Origin of the sequence: Marilutibacter spongiae, from assembly GCF_014145325.1 — a bacterium.
Lineage (GTDB): Bacteria > Pseudomonadota > Gammaproteobacteria > Xanthomonadales > Xanthomonadaceae > Marilutibacter > Marilutibacter spongiae.
The window spans coordinates 238273-253027 of sequence record NZ_JACHTF010000003.1 but is presented as its reverse complement, the minus strand read 5'-3'; the positions used below and the strand labels follow the sequence as shown (position 1 = coordinate 253027).

Below are 14755 nucleotides of genomic sequence, written 5' to 3'. Positions count from 1 at the left end.
CCGCCGGGCGCGGCGGACATGGACATGGACGGGGCAGGCGGGCCGATCGGATGACGGACCCGGTCCTCGGGCCACCATGATAGCCGATGCCTCCCCGCTTCCGGCCGCCGGATCGCGCGCCGCGCGCGACTTGATCCCCGCGGGCGCCACGCTACGCTGGCGTCATGAAACGGACCCCTCCACCACCGGGCCCCGCGCCGGACAGCGACGACGACGCTGCGCTGTTCCGCGATGCGATCGGACCGGTCCGTGAACTCAAGGCACCCGCGCCGGTGCCCTCGCGCCCGCGCCCGCGGCCACGGGCGCGCATGGCCGAGCTCGACGAGATCGATGCCCGCGAGGCGTTCCGGCGCGGACAGGACCTGCCCACGCTCGCGGCGGGCGATCCTTTGTCTTACCGCCGCGACGCCCTCCCGTCGCGCGCATGGCAGCGCCTGCGGCGCGGCGAGATATCGGCACAGGAGGAACTGGACCTGCACGGCGAGGACGCGCGCAGCGCCGAAGCCCTGTTGCGCGCCTTCGTCACCGACGCGCACCGCCACGGGCTGGGTTGCGTGCGGGTGATCCACGGCAAGGGCCTGCACGGCGACGGAGCGCCGGTGCTGAAGAACCTGGTCGACCGGCTGCTGCGGCACCGGAGCGACGTACTGGGATTTCATTCCGCGCCGGTCGCCCAGGGCGGCACGGGTGCGGTGCTGGTCCTGCTGGCGCCGCCTGGTCGTCGCTGAAGACCGCCAGGCGATGCCCGGTGGCAGGCCTCACTCGTCCGTGGAGGTCCTGGGCAGCTGCGCCCGGGGCTGGTGGACCCAGGTCACGTTGATGCCGCGGCGACGCGCGACGCGCTCGACATAGGCGACATACGCCTCGTCGATGGCCACCGCGTTGCTGGACGACCGCTCGGGCGCAGGCGCGGTCCTGGGCGCGGGTGCGCTCGCGCAGGCCGAGAGGCCCAGCAGCGGCAGTGAGAGCAAGACGATACGGAGCTTGGAGTTCATGACGATACCTCCGGTGGATGGGGCGCTCGCGCACCCCGGGCCCGACCCCGTGCCGGGCCTGCCATTCATGCATATACCCCTGTACCCGGGACTTCCAGTGCCGGTTTCCACGGCTCCGACGGACGGTCAGTCGCGGGGGTGTGCGGAAACGTCGCGGATCGCGCCCAGCTCGGCCAGCACGACCGTGGCATAGGCGCCGGGCGGCAGCTCGAAGCGCAGCGCCAGCTCGTCGGCATCCGACCAGTGCCATTGCAGGCCGGCGGGCCGGAGCCGCAGGGCCCGGCGCTCCTGCTTCAGGCCGGCGCGTTCGAGCCCCGCCATCAGGGCCGCGCCCGGCGGCGCGGCGAGGGCCTCGACCTCGATACGGCGCGCCTCGCCGGCACTGCGGGGTTCACCCTGGCCCCAGAGCGGGCCACTGGGGTGGATGTCGAAGCGGGCCAGGCGTTCGGCCAGGGCATCGCTCCAGGGCTCGGGCCCGAAAACGCTCCGGCTGCCATCGAGCATCCAGGCCTCGCCCTCCACGCCGCTGTCCCAGTTGCCGCCGGCAACCCGTGCAGCCAGCACGCGGTTGAACAGGCTCGAACGCGCGGCCGACAGCAGGTGGCTGCGTTGCTCGCGCCCCACCCGCTTGCCGCCGAACATCGCCAGCGCCGCGTGCAGGTTGCCGCCGCCGCGACCGAAGCGCTGTTCGCCGAAATAATTCGGTACGCCCCGGTCGGCGATGTCGCGCAGTCGCGACTCCACCGCTTCGCGATCGCCGCGGGCGCCACGCAGGCGCAGCACGAAGCGGTTGCCGGCGAGCGCGCCACGGGGCAGCTTGCGGGCGTGGCGGGTGCTCTCGAGCACCTTCAGCGCTTCGCCCCCCTCGCCCTCGAAGGCCAGCGCTTCGAGCGGCGGATCCTCGCGCCCGGGCAGATGGACGCTGAAGCGCTGGCGCGTCACCGCGTGGCGGTCCTTCAGGCCCGCATAGCCAATGCCGCGTTCCTCGACGCCCGCCCACCCGGCCAGGCGGCGGGCGACGAAGGCGGTGTTCATGCCGCGCTTCTCGATCGTCAGCAGCAGATGCTCGCCCGACCCGCTGGGTTCGAAGCCGGGCAATTCCTCGACGAAGAAGTCCTCGGGGGCGCTGCGCAGGTCGGCCGCCAGCACGGCGCCGCCATGGGCACGGGGCAGGTCGGGCGCAATCGAGTCGCGGGCGTCGTCCATCCGCGCCTCAGAGCGTCCGCAGCAGGACGACGGCCTGCGCGGCGATGCCCTCCCGCCGCCCGGTGAAGCCCAGGGCTTCGGTGGTCGTGGCCTTGACGCTGACATCGTCCATCATCACGCCCAGCGCCCCGGCGATCGCCTCGCGCATGGCCGCGGCATGCGGCCCCACTTTGGGCCGCTCGCAGACGACGGTGACATCGGCATTGCCGACCATCCAGCCGCGCTCTCGCACCAGGGCATCGCAGTGGCGCAGGAAATCCAGGCTGTCGGCGTCCTTCCAGCGCGCATCCGAGGGCGGGAAATGCTGTCCGATGTCGCCCAGTGCCAGGGCGCCCAGCATCGCATCGCACAGTGCGTGCAGGACCACGTCGCCGTCGGAGTGCGCGAGCACGCCGCGGTCGTGCGGCACCCGAACGCCGCCGAGCATCACGTGATCGCCTTCACCGAAGGCATGGACGTCGAATCCCTGGCCGATGCGCATGTCTGGGTTCTCTTGCGGGTGGGGAATGGGGAAGCGGGAATGATGTATCGGTAATTGGGAACCAGGCTATGTCGAGCGTTCCGATGCGCCGCGGTCGCCCCGGGCCAGCAGGAACTCGACCAGCGCATGGTCCGCCGGCGTGGTGACCTTCAGGTTGTCCTCGCGGCCCTCGACCAGCCGGGGCCGGCCGCCCAGGCGTTCGATCGCCATGGCCTCGTCGGTGACCACCACGCCGTCGCCACGCGCGGCCCGAAGGGCCGATGCGAGCGGGCCGCGACGGAACGCCTGCGGCGTCATCGCCCGCCACAAGGATTCGCGCGGCTCGGTGGAGGCGATGCCGCCGTCGGCCGCCGCGCGCTTGAGCGTGTCGCGGACCGGCGCGGCGAGGATGGCGCCGTCGGCATGCGCGCCGGCGGCGGCGATGAGGCGATCGAGGTCGTCCAGGCGCAGGTTCGGGCGCGCGGCGTCGTGCACCAGCACCAGGCTGGAGTCGCCGACATCGGCGGGCAGCGCATCGAGCGCGGCCAGCACCGAGTCCGCGCGTTCTCCGCCGCCGACGCACGCAAGCACCGGCTTGCCCTGGCGCGCGGCTTCGCCCGGCCAGTACGCGTCGTCCGCGGACAGGGCGACGACCGCGCCCGCCACCCGCGGATGCACCAGCAGGGCATCGAGCGCATGTTCGAGCAGCGTCCGACCCGCCACTTCCAGGTATTGCTTGGGACGGTCCCCGCCGAACCGGCTGCCGCGCCCGGCCGCGGGCACGATGGCCCAGACCGCGTCGTTCATGGCGCGGGCGGATCCGCCGGCGGGGGAGCCTGCGGCGCCTCCGCCCCGTCGGGTTCGACCACGCGGTAGAACACTTCGCCGGGCTTGATCATGCCCAGCTCGCTGCGCGCGCGCTCCTCGACGGCTTCACCGCCCGAGGCCAGGTTCTTGAGGTCGGCGACCTCCGCCGACAGCGCCGCGTTGCGCTGCTCGCGCGAGGCGTTGTCGTGGGTCTGCCGCTCGACCTGCTGCTGCAGCCCGGACACGGCTTCGCGGCCGCCCTCCCCGGTCCAGAGCATCGACTGCAGGACGACGAGCAGGACTGCCAGCAACAGCAGCAGCACCGGCATCCAGCGCTTGCCCGTCGTCCGCGCCATGGCCTATCGCTTCAGCGACACGAAGGCTTCGCGACCGGCGTAGCGGGCGGCGGCACCGAGCTGTTCCTCGATGCGCAGCAACTGGTTGTACTTCGCCACGCGGTCGCTGCGGCTAAGGGAGCCGGTCTTGATCTGGGTCGCCGCGGTCGCCACCGCGATGTCGGCGATGGTGGTGTCCTCGGTCTCGCCGGAACGATGCGAAACGACCGAGGCGTAGTGGTGGGCGTCGGCCATGGCGATGGCCTCCAGGGTCTCGGTAAGCGTGCCGATCTGGTTGACCTTGATCAGGATCGCATTGCCGACGCCCTTCTCGATGCCTTCGCGGAAGATGCGCGGATTGGTCACGAACAGGTCGTCGCCGACCAGCTGCACCTTCTTGCCGAGCGCGTCGGTGAGTTGCTTCCAGCCGTCCCAGTCGCCCTCGTCCATGCCGTCCTCGATCGTGATGATCGGGTACTGCGCGCACCAGTTGCCGAGGAAATCGACGAACTGGTCCGAGGTCAGGCGCTTGCCTTCGCCGGTCAGGTTGTACTTGCCGTTGTCGTAGAACTCGCTGGAGGCGCAGTCCAGGCCCAGCAGGATGTCCTCGCCCGCCTTGTAGCCGGCCTTGCCGATGGCCTCGAGGATGCTTTCCAGGGCTTCCTCGTTGCTGCGCAGGTCCGGCGCGAAGCCGCCCTCGTCGCCCACGGCCGTGCTCAGGCCGTGGCCCTTGAGCACCGACTTCAGCGCATGGAACACCTCGGTGCCCGCGCGCAGCGCCTCGGAGAAGCTGTCCATGCCTACCGGCAGGATCATGAACTCCTGCAGGTCGACGTTGTTGTCGGCATGCGCGCCGCCGTTGATGATGTTCATCATCGGCACCGGCAGCACCGGGGCGCGATCGCCCGCCAGCAGCTGCCACAGGGGCTGCCTGCGCGAGGCCGCGACCGCGTGCGCGTTCGCCAGCGAAACGCCCAGCAGCGCGTTCGCGCCCAGGCGACCCTTGTTCTCGGTCCCGTCGAGGTCGATCATCCGGCGGTCCAGTCCGGCCTGGTCGCCGGCATCGAAGCCGTCGAGCGCCCTGGCGATCACCGTGTTGACGTTCTCCACGGCCTGGCGGACGCCCTTGCCGAGATAGCGGGTCTTGTCGCCGTCGCGCAGCTCGACCGCTTCCTTGGTGCCGGTCGAGGCGCCGGAGGGCACCATCGCGCGGCCGAAGCTGCCGTCGGCGAGGGTGACTTCGGCTTCCAGCGTCGGGTTGCCGCGGCTGTCGAGGATTTCACGGGCGTGGACTTTGGCGATCGTGCTCATTGCGGTTCGTTGAACTCCGTCGGGGATTCGATGTGGGCGGGCAGGCGTCCTGTCGACCGCCGCGACGCATGGGGCGTCGCCGTGCTAGAGCCCGGTTTCGAGGAAGGCATTGCGCTTGGTGACCTCGTCGATCTGCTTGAGGACCTCCAGCAGCGCGCGCATCTTCGGCAGCGGCCAGGCATTCGGGCCGTCGGACAGGGCCTTGTCCGGGTCGGGATGGGTTTCCATGAAGATGCCGCTGATGCCGACCGCCATCGCCGCGCGCGAGAGCACGGGCACGAACTCGCGCTGGCCGCCGCTCTTGCCGCCGGCGCCGCCGGGCAGCTGCACCGAATGGGTGGCATCGAACACGACCGGGCAGCCGGTCTCGCGCATCACGCTCAGCGAGCGCATGTCGCTGACCAGGTTGTTGTAGCCGAAGCTCGCGCCGCGTTCGCAGACCATGATCTCGCGATTGCCGGTCGCCAGCGCCTTGTCGGCGACGTGCTTCATCTCCCACGGCGACAGGAACTGGCCCTTCTTGACGTTGACCGGCTTGCCGGCCGAGGCGACCTTCTGGATGAAGTCGGTCTGCCGGCACAGGAAGGCCGGCGTCTGCAGGACGTCGACCACCGAGGCGACCTCGTCCATCGGGGTGTACTCGTGCACGTCGGTCAGCACCGGCACGCCGAGCTGTCGCTTGACCTCCGACAGCACCTTCAGCCCCTCCTCCATGCCCGGCCCGCGGAAACCCGACACCGAGGTGCGGTTGGCCTTGTCGAAGCTGGACTTGAAGATGAAGGGGATGCCCAGCGCGCCGGTGATCTCCTTCAGGGTGCCGGCGGTGTCGAGCTGCAGTTGCATCGATTCGATGACGCAGGGACCGGCGATGAGGAAAAACGGCTTGTCGAGGCCGATCTCGAAACCACACAGCTTCATGCCTTGGCTTCCTTCAGCAGGCCGCCGGCGGCGCCTTCGTTGGCCTTGTACTCGCGCGCGGCGCGAATGAAGCCGACGAACAGCGGATGGCCGTCGCGCGGGGTGGACAGGAACTCGGGATGGGCCTGGCACGCGAGGAACCAGGGATGGCGGTCCTGCGGCAGTTCCACCATCTCGACCAGGGTCTCGTCCAGCGACTTGGCGCTGAACACAAGGCCGGCATTCTCGAGCTGGTTGAGGTAGCGGTTGTTGAACTCGTAGCGGTGGCGGTGGCGCTCGCCGACGATGTCCTTGCCGTACAGCTTGTGGGCCAGGGTGCCGGGCTTGATGCGCTGCTCCTGCAGGCCCAGGCGCATGGTGCCGCCCAGGTCGCTGTCCTCGCTGCGCTTCTCGACATCGCCGCTGGCCGTCCGCCACTCGGTGATCAGGCCGATCACCGGATGCGGGCAGGTCTTGTCGTTCTCGGTGCTGTTGGCGCCTTCCAGGCCCGCGATGTGGCGGGCGTAGTCGACCACCGCCGCCTGCATGCCGTAGCAGATGCCGAAGTAAGGGACCTTGTGCTCGCGCGCATGGCGGGCGGTCATCACCTTGCCCTCGAAGCCGCGGTCGCCGAAGCCGCCGGGCACGAGCACGCCATGGATGTCCTCCAGCGCGCGCTCGCCGTCGCGCTCCACGTCGGTGGATTCGATCCACTTGAGCCGGACCCGGGTGCGCTGGCGCAGGCCGCCGTGCTTGAGCGCCTCGCCGACCGACTTGTAGGCGTCCTGGTGGTCGACGTACTTGCCGACGACGCCGATGGTGACTTCGTCGACCGGGTTCTCGCTGGCGTCCAGCACTGCGTCCCATTCGGCCAGGTCGGGCTCGTGGCACTCCAGGCGCAGGCGCTCGACGATCAGGGTGTCGAGGCCCTGCTCGTGGAAGCGCTGCGGCATCCGGTAGATGTTGTCGAGGTCGACGGCGGAAATCACCGCGCGCTCGGAGACGTTGGTGAACAGCGCGATCTTGCGGCGCTCGCTGTCGGGCAACGGCTGCTCGGAGCGGCACAGCAGGATGTCGGGCTGCACGCCGATCGAGCGCAGTTCCTTGACCGAGTGCTGGGTCGGCTTGGTCTTCAGCTCGCCCGCGGCGGCGATCCACGGCACCAGGGTCAGGTGCATGAACAGCGCCTTGTCCGGGCCCCGCTCGGTGCGGATCTGGCGGATCGCCTCCAGGAAGGGCAGCGACTCGATGTCGCCCACGGTGCCGCCGATCTCGACCAGGCCGACGTCGTAGTCGCGGGTCGCCTCGCCGATGCAGCGCTTGATCTCGTCGGTGATGTGCGGGATCACCTGCACGGTGCCGCCCAGGTAGTCGCCGCGGCGCTCCTTGCGGATCACGTTCTCGTAGATGCGGCCGGTGGTGACCGAGTTCTTCCGGCTCAGCCGCGTGCGCAGGTAGCGCTCGTAGTGGCCCAGGTCCAGGTCGGTCTCGGCGCCGTCGTCGGTGACGTAGACCTCGCCGTGCTGGAACGGGCTCATCGTGCCCGGGTCGACGTTGATGTAGGGGTCGAGCTTCATCATCGTCACGCGCAGGCCGCGCGCTTCGAGGATGGCCGCCAGCGAGGCCGCCGCGATGCCCTTGCCAAGGGAGGACACCACGCCGCCGGTGACGAAGATCAGGGGAGTCATGCGTTTTACTGCCGCTGGAAAGCCATAGTCTACCGGCTGGCAGTGACGACTGCGACCTCTTGACGGACGCGCGCCGGCGCGCTCCGCCCCGACGCCCCGGCGATCGGGGTCCCGGAGGCGGGCGGCGCAGCGTCCTGCAAGGCGCCGCGGGGCGCGCGACGACGGGCTCAGCCTCGCCCGTCGTCCTCTTCTTCGGGTTCGATGGGGCCCTCTTCTTCGGGCGGTTCCGCGTCCTGGTCCGCCTGGCTGGCCGGACCGGCAACGGCCTGGGCGTCGGCCTCCTGGCCGGTCGTGGTCGCGTCCCGCGCGACGGGCCTGGGCGACGCCTGGACCTGGGGGCGGGCCTGCGGTTCGGGTGGGGGCGCGGCGCCCGCCTGCTGGGCCTGGGCCCAGGGAGCGGCCGCCCACAGGGCCAGGCACAGGCCTGCGGCGGGGATTGGGATCTTCATGGTTGGATCTCCCGGTGTGGGGCGCGCGAAGGGCCGGGCCCTCCGGCCGCCGCTGCCTCGGCGGCGACCTCGATCCTGGTCCCTCCTCCCCTGCCCGCGCCTGAACGTCGCGCTCAGTAGCGCTGGACGAAGAAGTCGACCATCCGCGACATCGCCTGCCGCCAGCGCGCGAGCAGGCGCGTGTCGGCGTCCTCGTCGAATTCCGCCACGGCCTGGAGCAGGCTCTCGATCCAGTGGGGATAGAGTTCCGGCGGGACCGGTGCCCGGCCCTCGCGCGCATGCACCCCCGCCATGCCGGCGCAGGTGCGTTCGACCATGGCGCTGCCGCCGGCGTGCAGTATCGCGACGCTGATGCCGCGACGCAGCGCCAGGCGCTGCTTCTGGAAGTCGGTGCGGGCGAACATCGCCTCGATGTCCGGGTGCCGGGCCATGAATATCTCGTAGAAGCGCTCGATGAACCCGCGGCGGGCAAGGCAGCGGCCGTAACTCTGCTGGAGGTCGTCGAAGCTGTCGTTCATGGGCGGTCCCGGTGGTGGCGGGCGGCAGGATGCCCGCCGGGGCGCCGCCCGCGCTTGACCGGGATCAAACGTGTCACGATCTAGCACACGACGGCCTCGCCGGCGCGGTTGAATTTCCCGCCCCCGCACCCGACCATCCCCCCACGCCCCAGACCACGCAGACCGCCCGCCCGATGAATTCCCGCTACAACGCCGCCGATATCGAAGTCCTGTCCGGCCTGGACCCCGTGAAGCGTCGGCCCGGCATGTACACCGACACCACCCGGCCCAACCACCTGGCCCAGGAAGTGATCGACAACGCGGTGGACGAGGCGCTGGCGGGCCATGCCCGGTCGATCGAGGTGACCCTGCATCCCGACGGCAGCTGCGAGGTCGCCGACGACGGCCGCGGCATGCCGGTCGACATCCACCCCGAGGAAGGCATCCCGGGCGTCGAGCTGATCCTCACGCGCCTGCACGCCGGCGGCAAGTTCAGCAACAAGAACTACACCTTCTCCGGCGGCCTGCACGGCGTCGGCGTCAGCGTGGTCAACGCGCTGTCGAAGCACGTCGACATTTTCATCAAGCGCGACGGCAACGAATACAAGATGTCCTTCAAGGACGGCGACCGCGACAGTCCGCTGGAAGTGGTGGGCAGCGTCGGTCGCCGGAACACCGGCACCCGGGTCCAGTTCTGGCCCGACCCGAAATACTTCGACACGCCGAAGTTCAACGTGCGCGCGCTCAAGCACCTGCTGCGCGCCAAGGCCGTGCTGTGCCCCGGCCTGACGGTGAAGCTCAACGACCTCGCCAGCGGCGAAACCCTCGAGTGGCACTACGAGGATGGCCTGCGCGACTACCTGCGCGGCGAGCTCGTCGAGCGCGAACTGCTGCCGCCCGAGCTGTTCGTGGGCAACCTGAGCAAGGACACCGAGACCGTGGACTGGGCCGTGGCCTGGGTGGTCGACGGCGAGCTGGTCCAGGAAAGCTACGTCAACCTCATCCCGACCGCCCAGCACGGCACCCACGTCAACGGCCTGCGCACCGGCTTCACCGACGCGCTGCGCGAGTTCTGCGACTTCCGCAACCTGCTCCCGCGCGGGGTCAAGCTCGCGCCCGAGGATGTCTGGGACCGGGTGGCCTTCGTGCTGTCGGTGAAGATGACCGACCCGCAGTTCAGTGGCCAGACCAAGGAGCGCCTGTCCTCGCGCCAGGCCGCGGGCTTCGTCGAGGGCGCCGCGCACGATGCCTTCAGCCTGTGGCTCAACCAGCACGTCGAGCTGGGCGAGCGCATCGCGCAGCTGGCCATCGAGCGTGCGTCGGCGCGCCTGAAGACCGAGAAGCAGGTGACCCGCAAGAAGGTCACCCAGGGCCCCGCCCTGCCCGGCAAGCTCGCCGACTGCACCAGCCAGGACCTCTCCCGCACCGAGCTGTTCCTGGTGGAAGGCGACTCCGCTGGCGGCAGTGCCAAGCAGGCGCGCGACAAGGACTTCCAGGCCATCATGCCCCTGCGCGGCAAGATCCTGAACACCTGGGAGGTCGCTTCCGGCAGCGTGCTGGCGTCGCAGGAAGTGCACGACCTGGCGGTGGCGATCGGCTGCGACCCGGGCAAGGACGACATCAGCGGCCTGCGCTACGGCAAGGTCATCATCCTCGCCGACGCGGACTCCGACGGCCTGCACATCGCGACCCTCCTCACCGCGCTGTTCCTGAAGCATTTCCCCGCCCTGGTCGCGGCGGGCCATGTCTTCGTCGCGATGCCGCCGCTGTTCCGCGTCGACCTGGGCAAGCAGGTGTTCTATGCGCTCGACGAGGAAGAGAAGCGCATCCTGCTGGAGAAGATCGAACGCGAGAAGGCCGAGAAGAAGAAGGGCGCCGCCGGTGCCATCAGCGTGACCCGCTTCAAGGGCCTGGGCGAGATGAACCCGTCGCAGTTGCGCGAGTCGACCATCCACCCCGACACCCGGCGGCTGGTCCAGCTGACCGTCGAGGACGCCGAGAGCACCCGATCGCTGATGGACATGCTGCTGGGCAAGAAGCGGGCTGGCGACCGGAAGGCGTGGCTGGAGACCAAGGGCGACCTGGCGACACTCGAGGTATGATCGACCCTTGACTGTCCGGGGCCGTGGCGACGGCATCGACATCCCGGCGTCGGACAGCACGACCTGGAGACGCTTGAAGAGTAGGCCAAGGAGATGGAAGCGCACACATGGCAGTTGTCTCTTCGAACGAACACCCGCCTTCGGCGCGTGAGCCCCATCTCGCCTGGTGGGCTGTCGTGGTCTGCCTGCTGCCGGCGGCCTGGCTCGCATTCCACTTTCGCTCCGGCCACTGGAGTTTCTCCCTGGAGACCTTTGCCCTGTCCGGGGGCATCCCGCTGCTGATCGCTGGCCTGGGTGGCCTCGTCAGTGCCCGCGGCGCGGCTTTCTTCGGTTCGGCCTGCGTGCTGGCGGCGTTCCTGGGCGGCTACATGGCCTGGTCGGCTTCAACGCCGCACCCCGATGGACTGTTGTGGCTGGGCTACTTCTTTTCGCTGCCCGGCGCTGCCATCGGCACGCTGGCCGCCGGACTGATCGCCAAGAAACGCGCCGCCACCACCTGGCCACGCATTGCCCTGATCGCGAGCGCCGGCTGCCTTGCCGGCCTGATCGTGAACCAGGGCGGCCTCTGCGCGACGGTCATGCACTGCGCTTTCTGACGGCTTGCCGCCCGCTTTTCGTGGGGCCACGTCCGACCAGGAAGACCCCTAGCAGCACCAGCACGGTGCCGGCCACCTGCCATGGCCCCATCGGCTCGCCGAGCAGGAACACGCTCAGCACGATCGTCGAGACCGGGCCGAGCATGCCGATCTGGGCCGCCTGCGCCGAGCCGATGCGGGCGACCGCCATCATCACCGCGAGCACCGGCAGTACCGTGCACACGGTGCCGTTGAGCAGCGACAGCGCGAACACCTGCGGGGCCAGCGAGGCCAGCCCGTCCAGCGGCCGCAGCAGCAGGAACTGGCCGATGCACAACGCGCAGGCGACCGTGCTGGCATAGGCGGTCAGGCGCACCGCGCCGACCCGTTCCACCACCTCGCCACTGCCGATCAGGTACAGCGCATACGACAGCGCGCTGCCGAACACCAGCAGGCTGCCCAGGGCCACGTTGCTGCCGCCCACGTCCAGGTCGTGCGCGACCGCCAGGACCACGCCGGCATAGCTCAGCGCGAGCGCCACGAGCTGGGTGCGGCTGACGGAGCGGCCCAGGAACAGCACGCCGATCAGCAGCACCAGGGTCGGATTGAGGTAGAGGATCAGCCGTTCCAGCGTCGCGGTGACGTAGGCCAGGCCCGCGAAATCCAGGAAGCTGGCCAGGTAGTAGCCCAGCCCCCCGAGCAGCGCGATGCGCCAGCGGTCGCCCCGGGCCAGCGGCGGCAACGTGCGCCAGGCCCAGGCCGCCATGAGCAGGAAGAACGGCAGCGCCACGACCATGCGCAGCGCCAGCAGGGTGATCGCGTCGACCTGGTAGCGATAGGCCAGCTTGACGATGATCGCCTTGCCGGAGAACGCGATCGCGCCGAACACCGCCAGCAGCACGCCGCCGGCACGATGGCCGGGCAGCATCGCAGCCACGGGCGAGGCCGGAACGCCGTGGGTGGATCGCACCGGCGCGACATCGAGCGGCTGGGCCAGCTCGGCATCGGCCTCCCGGTCGACACTGTCGTCGACCTCGCCGTCGCCCCCCGGCGAGGAGGCGCTCACCATGCCCGCGGCGCCCGCCTCAGAGCGCGCATTCGAGCAGGCGACGGATCAGCGCCTGCAGCTCGGCTGCACGCCCGGGCTGGTAAGTCCAGTCGTCCTCGTCCATGTAGTTCAGCTGCGCCAGCTCCAGCTGCACCGCTTCCACGCCCGCCTCCGGCCGGCCGTAGTGACGGGTGATGTGCCCGCCCTTGAAGCGTCCGTCGACGACGTGGCTGTAGCGCAACTGGCCATCGAGCACCGCCTGCAGGCGCGCGGCCAGCGCAGGCGAGCAACTCGTGCCGCCCGCCGTGCCCAGGTTCAGGTCCGGCAAGCGCCCCTCGAACAGGAACGGGACCTCGCTGCGGATCGAGTGGGCCTCCCACAGCACCGCACGGCCGTGGACCGCGCGGATGCGCTCCAGCTCGCCGGCGAGGGCCTGGTGATAGGGCCTCCAGTAACGCTCCACGCGCTCGGCGATTTCCCCGGCGGCCGGTGCCTGGCCGTCCAGGTAGACCGGCTCGCCACTGAACATCACCGCGGGACACAGTCCGGTCGTGTTCTGCCCGGGATAAAGCGATACGTCGTCCGGCGGACGGTTCAGGTCGACGACGTAGCGCGAGTAACGCGGCACCAGCACCGACGCGCCCATGTCCCGCGCGAAGTCGTACAGCCGCGAGACGTGCCAATCGGTGTCCGGCGCCCGCCGTGCCGCAGGCTGCATGCGCGCCGCGATATCCGGGGGAATCAGGCTGCCGTCGTGCGGCAGGCTGACGAGCAGGGGCGTTCGGCCCGTGTGCAGGGTGCAGGTATCCATCCCGTCATTGTAGCTTTGGGCTTTGGGCGGTGATTGGGGAGCGGGAAGCGATCCCTTCGAATCACTAATCACTAATCACTAATCACTAATCACTAATCACTAATCACTAATCACTAATCACTAATCACTAATCACTAATCACTAATCACTAATCACTAATCACTAATCACGAATCCCCAATCACATCAACACCACTTCCTCGGCGCTGGTCGGGTGGATGGCGATGGTGTCGTTGAGGTCCTGCAGGGTGATGCCCTTGCGGATGGCGACCGCGAAGCCCTGGAGTATCTCGTCGGCCGACTCCCCGAGCAGGTGCAGGCCGACCACGCGACGCTCCTCGCCCACGCAGACCAGCTTGAACAGGCTGCGTTGCGGGGTGTCCGTCAGCGCTTCGAGCATCGGGCGGAAGCCGGTGGAGTAGACGTGCACGTCGTCGCCGTGGCGCTCGCGCGCGGCCGCCTCGGTCAGGCCGATGCTGCCCAGCGGCGGGTGCGAGAACACCACCGTCGCGACCTGTTCGAGGTCCAGCGACGCGTCCGCGCGTCCGCCGAACAGATGGTCCATCAGGCGCCGCGCCGCGGCGATGGCGACGGGCGTGAGCGCCACGCTCGCGGTCACGTCGCCGACCGCATGGATGCCCGGGCAGGTGGTCTGGTGGCGTTCGTCGACGCGCACGTGGCCGCGCGCATCGGTGTCCACCCCCACCGCGTCCAGGCCCAGGTCGCGGGTGTTCGGCGCGCGCCCGGTGGCCAGCAGGACCTGGTCGTAGGGACCGTGCCACTCGCCGCGTCCATCGCGCAGGCGACGGCGCTCGCCGTCCGCCTCGATCGCGGTCGTCCCGCTGCCCAGGTGCAGGCGGATGCCCGCCTGGCAGTAGTCGTCGGCCAGTTGCGCGGCGACATCCTCGTCGAAGCCGTGGAGCAGGCGGTCGCCGCGCACCCACATGTCCACCTGGCTGCCCAGCGACTGCAGCACCCCGGCCAGTTCGACCGCGACATAGCCGCCGCCGACGACCGCGACGCGCTCCGGCGCCTGCCGCCAGTCGAAGAAGTCGTCCGACACCGCGGCCAGGTCGGCACCGGGAATATCGGGGCGCAGCGCGTGCCCGCCGGTGGCGATGAGGATGCGCTCCGCGGAAACGCTCACGCCGTCGTCGCATTCCACCGTGCGGGGGTCCACCAGGCGCACGCGCCTGGGCACGTGCACGATGGCGGCCGCGTCCAGTCGGCGCCTGTAGCTCTCGTGGATGTTGTGGATGTAGCGCTCGCGATGGGTGACGAAGGTCGGCCAGTCGAGCGCGCAGGCCGTGGCATCGAAGCCGAGGACGCGCCCCATGCCGATGCGCCGTCCGACCTCGGCGGCCAGCCACATGGCCTTCTTCGGCACGCAGCCGACGTTGACGCAGGTGCCGCCCAGTGCCGCCGGCTCCATCAGCGCGACCCGCGCGCCATGCCCGGCGGCGCGGAAGGCGCCGGCCAGGCCGCCGGAACCGCCGCCGATCACGATGAGGTCGTAGTCCCGTTGCATGCTTGCCCCGCGATATCGGAAAGACCGTCGCAGTGTCGCAGGCGCGT

At 69.9% G+C, this 14755-nt stretch carries 16 protein-coding genes; 3 read left to right on the top strand and 13 right to left on the bottom strand.

The window, feature by feature from the left end; translation table 11 throughout:
- Nucleotides 1-164: 164 nt before the first annotated feature.
- Nucleotides 165-728: a Smr/MutS family protein gene (locus tag H4F98_RS04455; protein ID WP_182685421.1), complete on the top strand. Its 564-nt coding sequence runs from the start codon at nucleotides 165-167 to the stop codon at nucleotides 726-728.
- 30 nt (nucleotides 729-758) lie between these two features.
- On the opposite strand, the gene H4F98_RS04450 is transcribed toward H4F98_RS04455, so the two are convergent.
- From H4F98_RS04450 to H4F98_RS04405, 10 genes are all read right to left on the bottom strand, one after another.
- Complete coding sequence (locus H4F98_RS04450; RefSeq protein ID WP_182685420.1) at nucleotides 759-995, bottom strand: hypothetical protein; 237 nt, start codon at nucleotides 993-995, stop codon at nucleotides 759-761.
- Between the two features lie 126 nt (nucleotides 996-1121).
- The gene (truD, locus tag H4F98_RS04445) at nucleotides 1122-2201 is read right to left on the bottom strand and encodes a tRNA pseudouridine(13) synthase TruD (protein ID WP_182685419.1); all 1080 of its coding nucleotides are present in this window, start codon (nucleotides 2199-2201) and stop codon (nucleotides 1122-1124) included.
- Nucleotides 2202-2208: 7 nt separating this feature from the next.
- Complete coding sequence (ispF, locus tag H4F98_RS04440; protein WP_182685418.1) at nucleotides 2209-2682, bottom strand: 2-C-methyl-D-erythritol 2,4-cyclodiphosphate synthase; 474 nt, start codon at nucleotides 2680-2682, stop codon at nucleotides 2209-2211.
- Nucleotides 2683-2748: 66 nt separating this feature from the next.
- Nucleotides 2749-3468: a 2-C-methyl-D-erythritol 4-phosphate cytidylyltransferase gene (ispD, locus tag H4F98_RS04435; protein WP_182685417.1), complete on the bottom strand. Its 720-nt coding sequence runs from the start codon at nucleotides 3466-3468 to the stop codon at nucleotides 2749-2751.
- The gene (ftsB, locus tag H4F98_RS04430; protein ID WP_182685416.1) at nucleotides 3465-3824 is read right to left on the bottom strand and encodes a cell division protein FtsB; all 360 of its coding nucleotides are present in this window, start codon (nucleotides 3822-3824) and stop codon (nucleotides 3465-3467) included. Before ftsB ends, ispD begins: the two co-directional genes overlap by 4 nt.
- 3 nt (nucleotides 3825-3827) lie before the next feature.
- Nucleotides 3828-5114, bottom strand: coding sequence for a phosphopyruvate hydratase (gene eno / locus H4F98_RS04425; protein WP_182685415.1), 1287 nt, complete (start codon nucleotides 5112-5114; stop codon nucleotides 3828-3830).
- 84 nt (nucleotides 5115-5198) lie between these two features.
- Nucleotides 5199-6032: a 3-deoxy-8-phosphooctulonate synthase gene (kdsA, locus tag H4F98_RS04420; RefSeq protein ID WP_182685414.1), complete on the bottom strand. Its 834-nt coding sequence runs from the start codon at nucleotides 6030-6032 to the stop codon at nucleotides 5199-5201.
- Nucleotides 6029-7699: a CTP synthase gene (gene pyrG, locus H4F98_RS04415; protein ID WP_182685413.1), complete on the bottom strand. Its 1671-nt coding sequence runs from the start codon at nucleotides 7697-7699 to the stop codon at nucleotides 6029-6031. The genes kdsA and pyrG overlap by 4 nt, the downstream gene beginning before the upstream one ends.
- A gap of 167 nt (nucleotides 7700-7866) precedes the next feature.
- Nucleotides 7867-8148 (bottom strand): hypothetical protein, encoded by a 282-nt coding sequence (locus H4F98_RS04410; RefSeq protein ID WP_182685412.1) that lies wholly within the window; start codon nucleotides 8146-8148, stop codon nucleotides 7867-7869.
- A 113-nt stretch (nucleotides 8149-8261) separates the two neighbouring features.
- Nucleotides 8262-8666: a globin gene (locus H4F98_RS04405; RefSeq protein WP_182685411.1), complete on the bottom strand. Its 405-nt coding sequence runs from the start codon at nucleotides 8664-8666 to the stop codon at nucleotides 8262-8264.
- Between the two features lie 173 nt (nucleotides 8667-8839).
- Here H4F98_RS04405 and parE point away from each other — a divergent pair, with 173 nt between their 5' ends.
- Together parE and H4F98_RS04395 are read left to right on the top strand one after the other, a co-directional pair.
- Nucleotides 8840-10747 (top strand): DNA topoisomerase IV subunit B, encoded by a 1908-nt coding sequence (gene parE / locus H4F98_RS04400; RefSeq protein ID WP_182685410.1) that lies wholly within the window; start codon nucleotides 8840-8842, stop codon nucleotides 10745-10747.
- A 176-nt stretch (nucleotides 10748-10923) separates the two neighbouring features.
- A complete protein-coding gene (locus H4F98_RS04395; RefSeq protein ID WP_182685409.1) occupies nucleotides 10924-11343 on the top strand; it encodes a hypothetical protein in 420 nt (139 codons plus the stop codon).
- On the opposite strand, the gene H4F98_RS04390 is transcribed toward H4F98_RS04395, so the two are convergent.
- The 3 genes from H4F98_RS04390 to gorA all read right to left on the bottom strand — a co-directional run bounded on the left by H4F98_RS04390 (nucleotide 11324) and on the right by gorA (nucleotide 14708).
- Entirely contained in the window at nucleotides 11324-12250 is a 927-nt protein-coding gene (locus H4F98_RS04390; protein WP_182685474.1) for a DMT family transporter, read from the bottom strand. The genes H4F98_RS04395 and H4F98_RS04390 overlap by 20 nt on opposite strands.
- Nucleotides 12251-12407: 157 nt before the next feature.
- A complete protein-coding gene (hutG, locus tag H4F98_RS04385; RefSeq protein ID WP_182685408.1) occupies nucleotides 12408-13181 on the bottom strand; it encodes an N-formylglutamate deformylase in 774 nt (257 codons plus the stop codon).
- 180 nt (nucleotides 13182-13361) lie between these two features.
- Nucleotides 13362-14708: a glutathione-disulfide reductase gene (gene gorA / locus H4F98_RS04380; RefSeq protein ID WP_182685407.1), complete on the bottom strand. Its 1347-nt coding sequence runs from the start codon at nucleotides 14706-14708 to the stop codon at nucleotides 13362-13364.
- Nucleotides 14709-14755: the final 47 nt, after the last annotated feature.

What these genes read in the sequence shown, in the direction of transcription:
- gorA (WP_182685407.1), bottom strand. Translation starts at nt 14,708, where the DNA reads ATGCAACGGGACTACGACCTCATCGTGATCGGCGGCGGTTCCGGCGGC.
- eno (WP_182685415.1), bottom strand. Translation starts at nt 5,114, where the DNA reads ATGAGCACGATCGCCAAAGTCCACGCCCGTGAAATCCTCGACAGCCGC.
- parE (WP_182685410.1), top strand. Translation starts at nt 8,840, where the DNA reads ATGAATTCCCGCTACAACGCCGCCGATATCGAAGTCCTGTCCGGCCTG.
- pyrG (WP_182685413.1), bottom strand. Translation starts at nt 7,699, where the DNA reads ATGACTCCCCTGATCTTCGTCACCGGCGGCGTGGTGTCCTCCCTTGGC.
- ftsB (WP_182685416.1), bottom strand. Translation starts at nt 3,824, where the DNA reads ATGGCGCGGACGACGGGCAAGCGCTGGATGCCGGTGCTGCTGCTGTTG.
- ispD (WP_182685417.1), bottom strand. Translation starts at nt 3,468, where the DNA reads ATGAACGACGCGGTCTGGGCCATCGTGCCCGCGGCCGGGCGCGGCAGC.
- truD (WP_182685419.1), bottom strand. Translation starts at nt 2,201, where the DNA reads ATGGACGACGCCCGCGACTCGATTGCGCCCGACCTGCCCCGTGCCCAT.
- H4F98_RS04405 (WP_182685411.1), bottom strand. Translation starts at nt 8,666, where the DNA reads ATGAACGACAGCTTCGACGACCTCCAGCAGAGTTACGGCCGCTGCCTT.
- hutG (WP_182685408.1), bottom strand. Translation starts at nt 13,181, where the DNA reads ATGGATACCTGCACCCTGCACACGGGCCGAACGCCCCTGCTCGTCAGC.
- H4F98_RS04390 (WP_182685474.1), bottom strand. Translation starts at nt 12,250, where the DNA reads ATGCTGCCCGGCCATCGTGCCGGCGGCGTGCTGCTGGCGGTGTTCGGC.
- kdsA (WP_182685414.1), bottom strand. Translation starts at nt 6,032, where the DNA reads ATGAAGCTGTGTGGTTTCGAGATCGGCCTCGACAAGCCGTTTTTCCTC.
- H4F98_RS04450 (WP_182685420.1), bottom strand. Translation starts at nt 995, where the DNA reads ATGAACTCCAAGCTCCGTATCGTCTTGCTCTCACTGCCGCTGCTGGGC.
- H4F98_RS04410 (WP_182685412.1), bottom strand. Translation starts at nt 8,148, where the DNA reads ATGAAGATCCCAATCCCCGCCGCAGGCCTGTGCCTGGCCCTGTGGGCG.
- ispF (WP_182685418.1), bottom strand. Translation starts at nt 2,682, where the DNA reads ATGCGCATCGGCCAGGGATTCGACGTCCATGCCTTCGGTGAAGGCGAT.
- H4F98_RS04455 (WP_182685421.1), top strand. Translation starts at nt 165, where the DNA reads ATGAAACGGACCCCTCCACCACCGGGCCCCGCGCCGGACAGCGACGAC.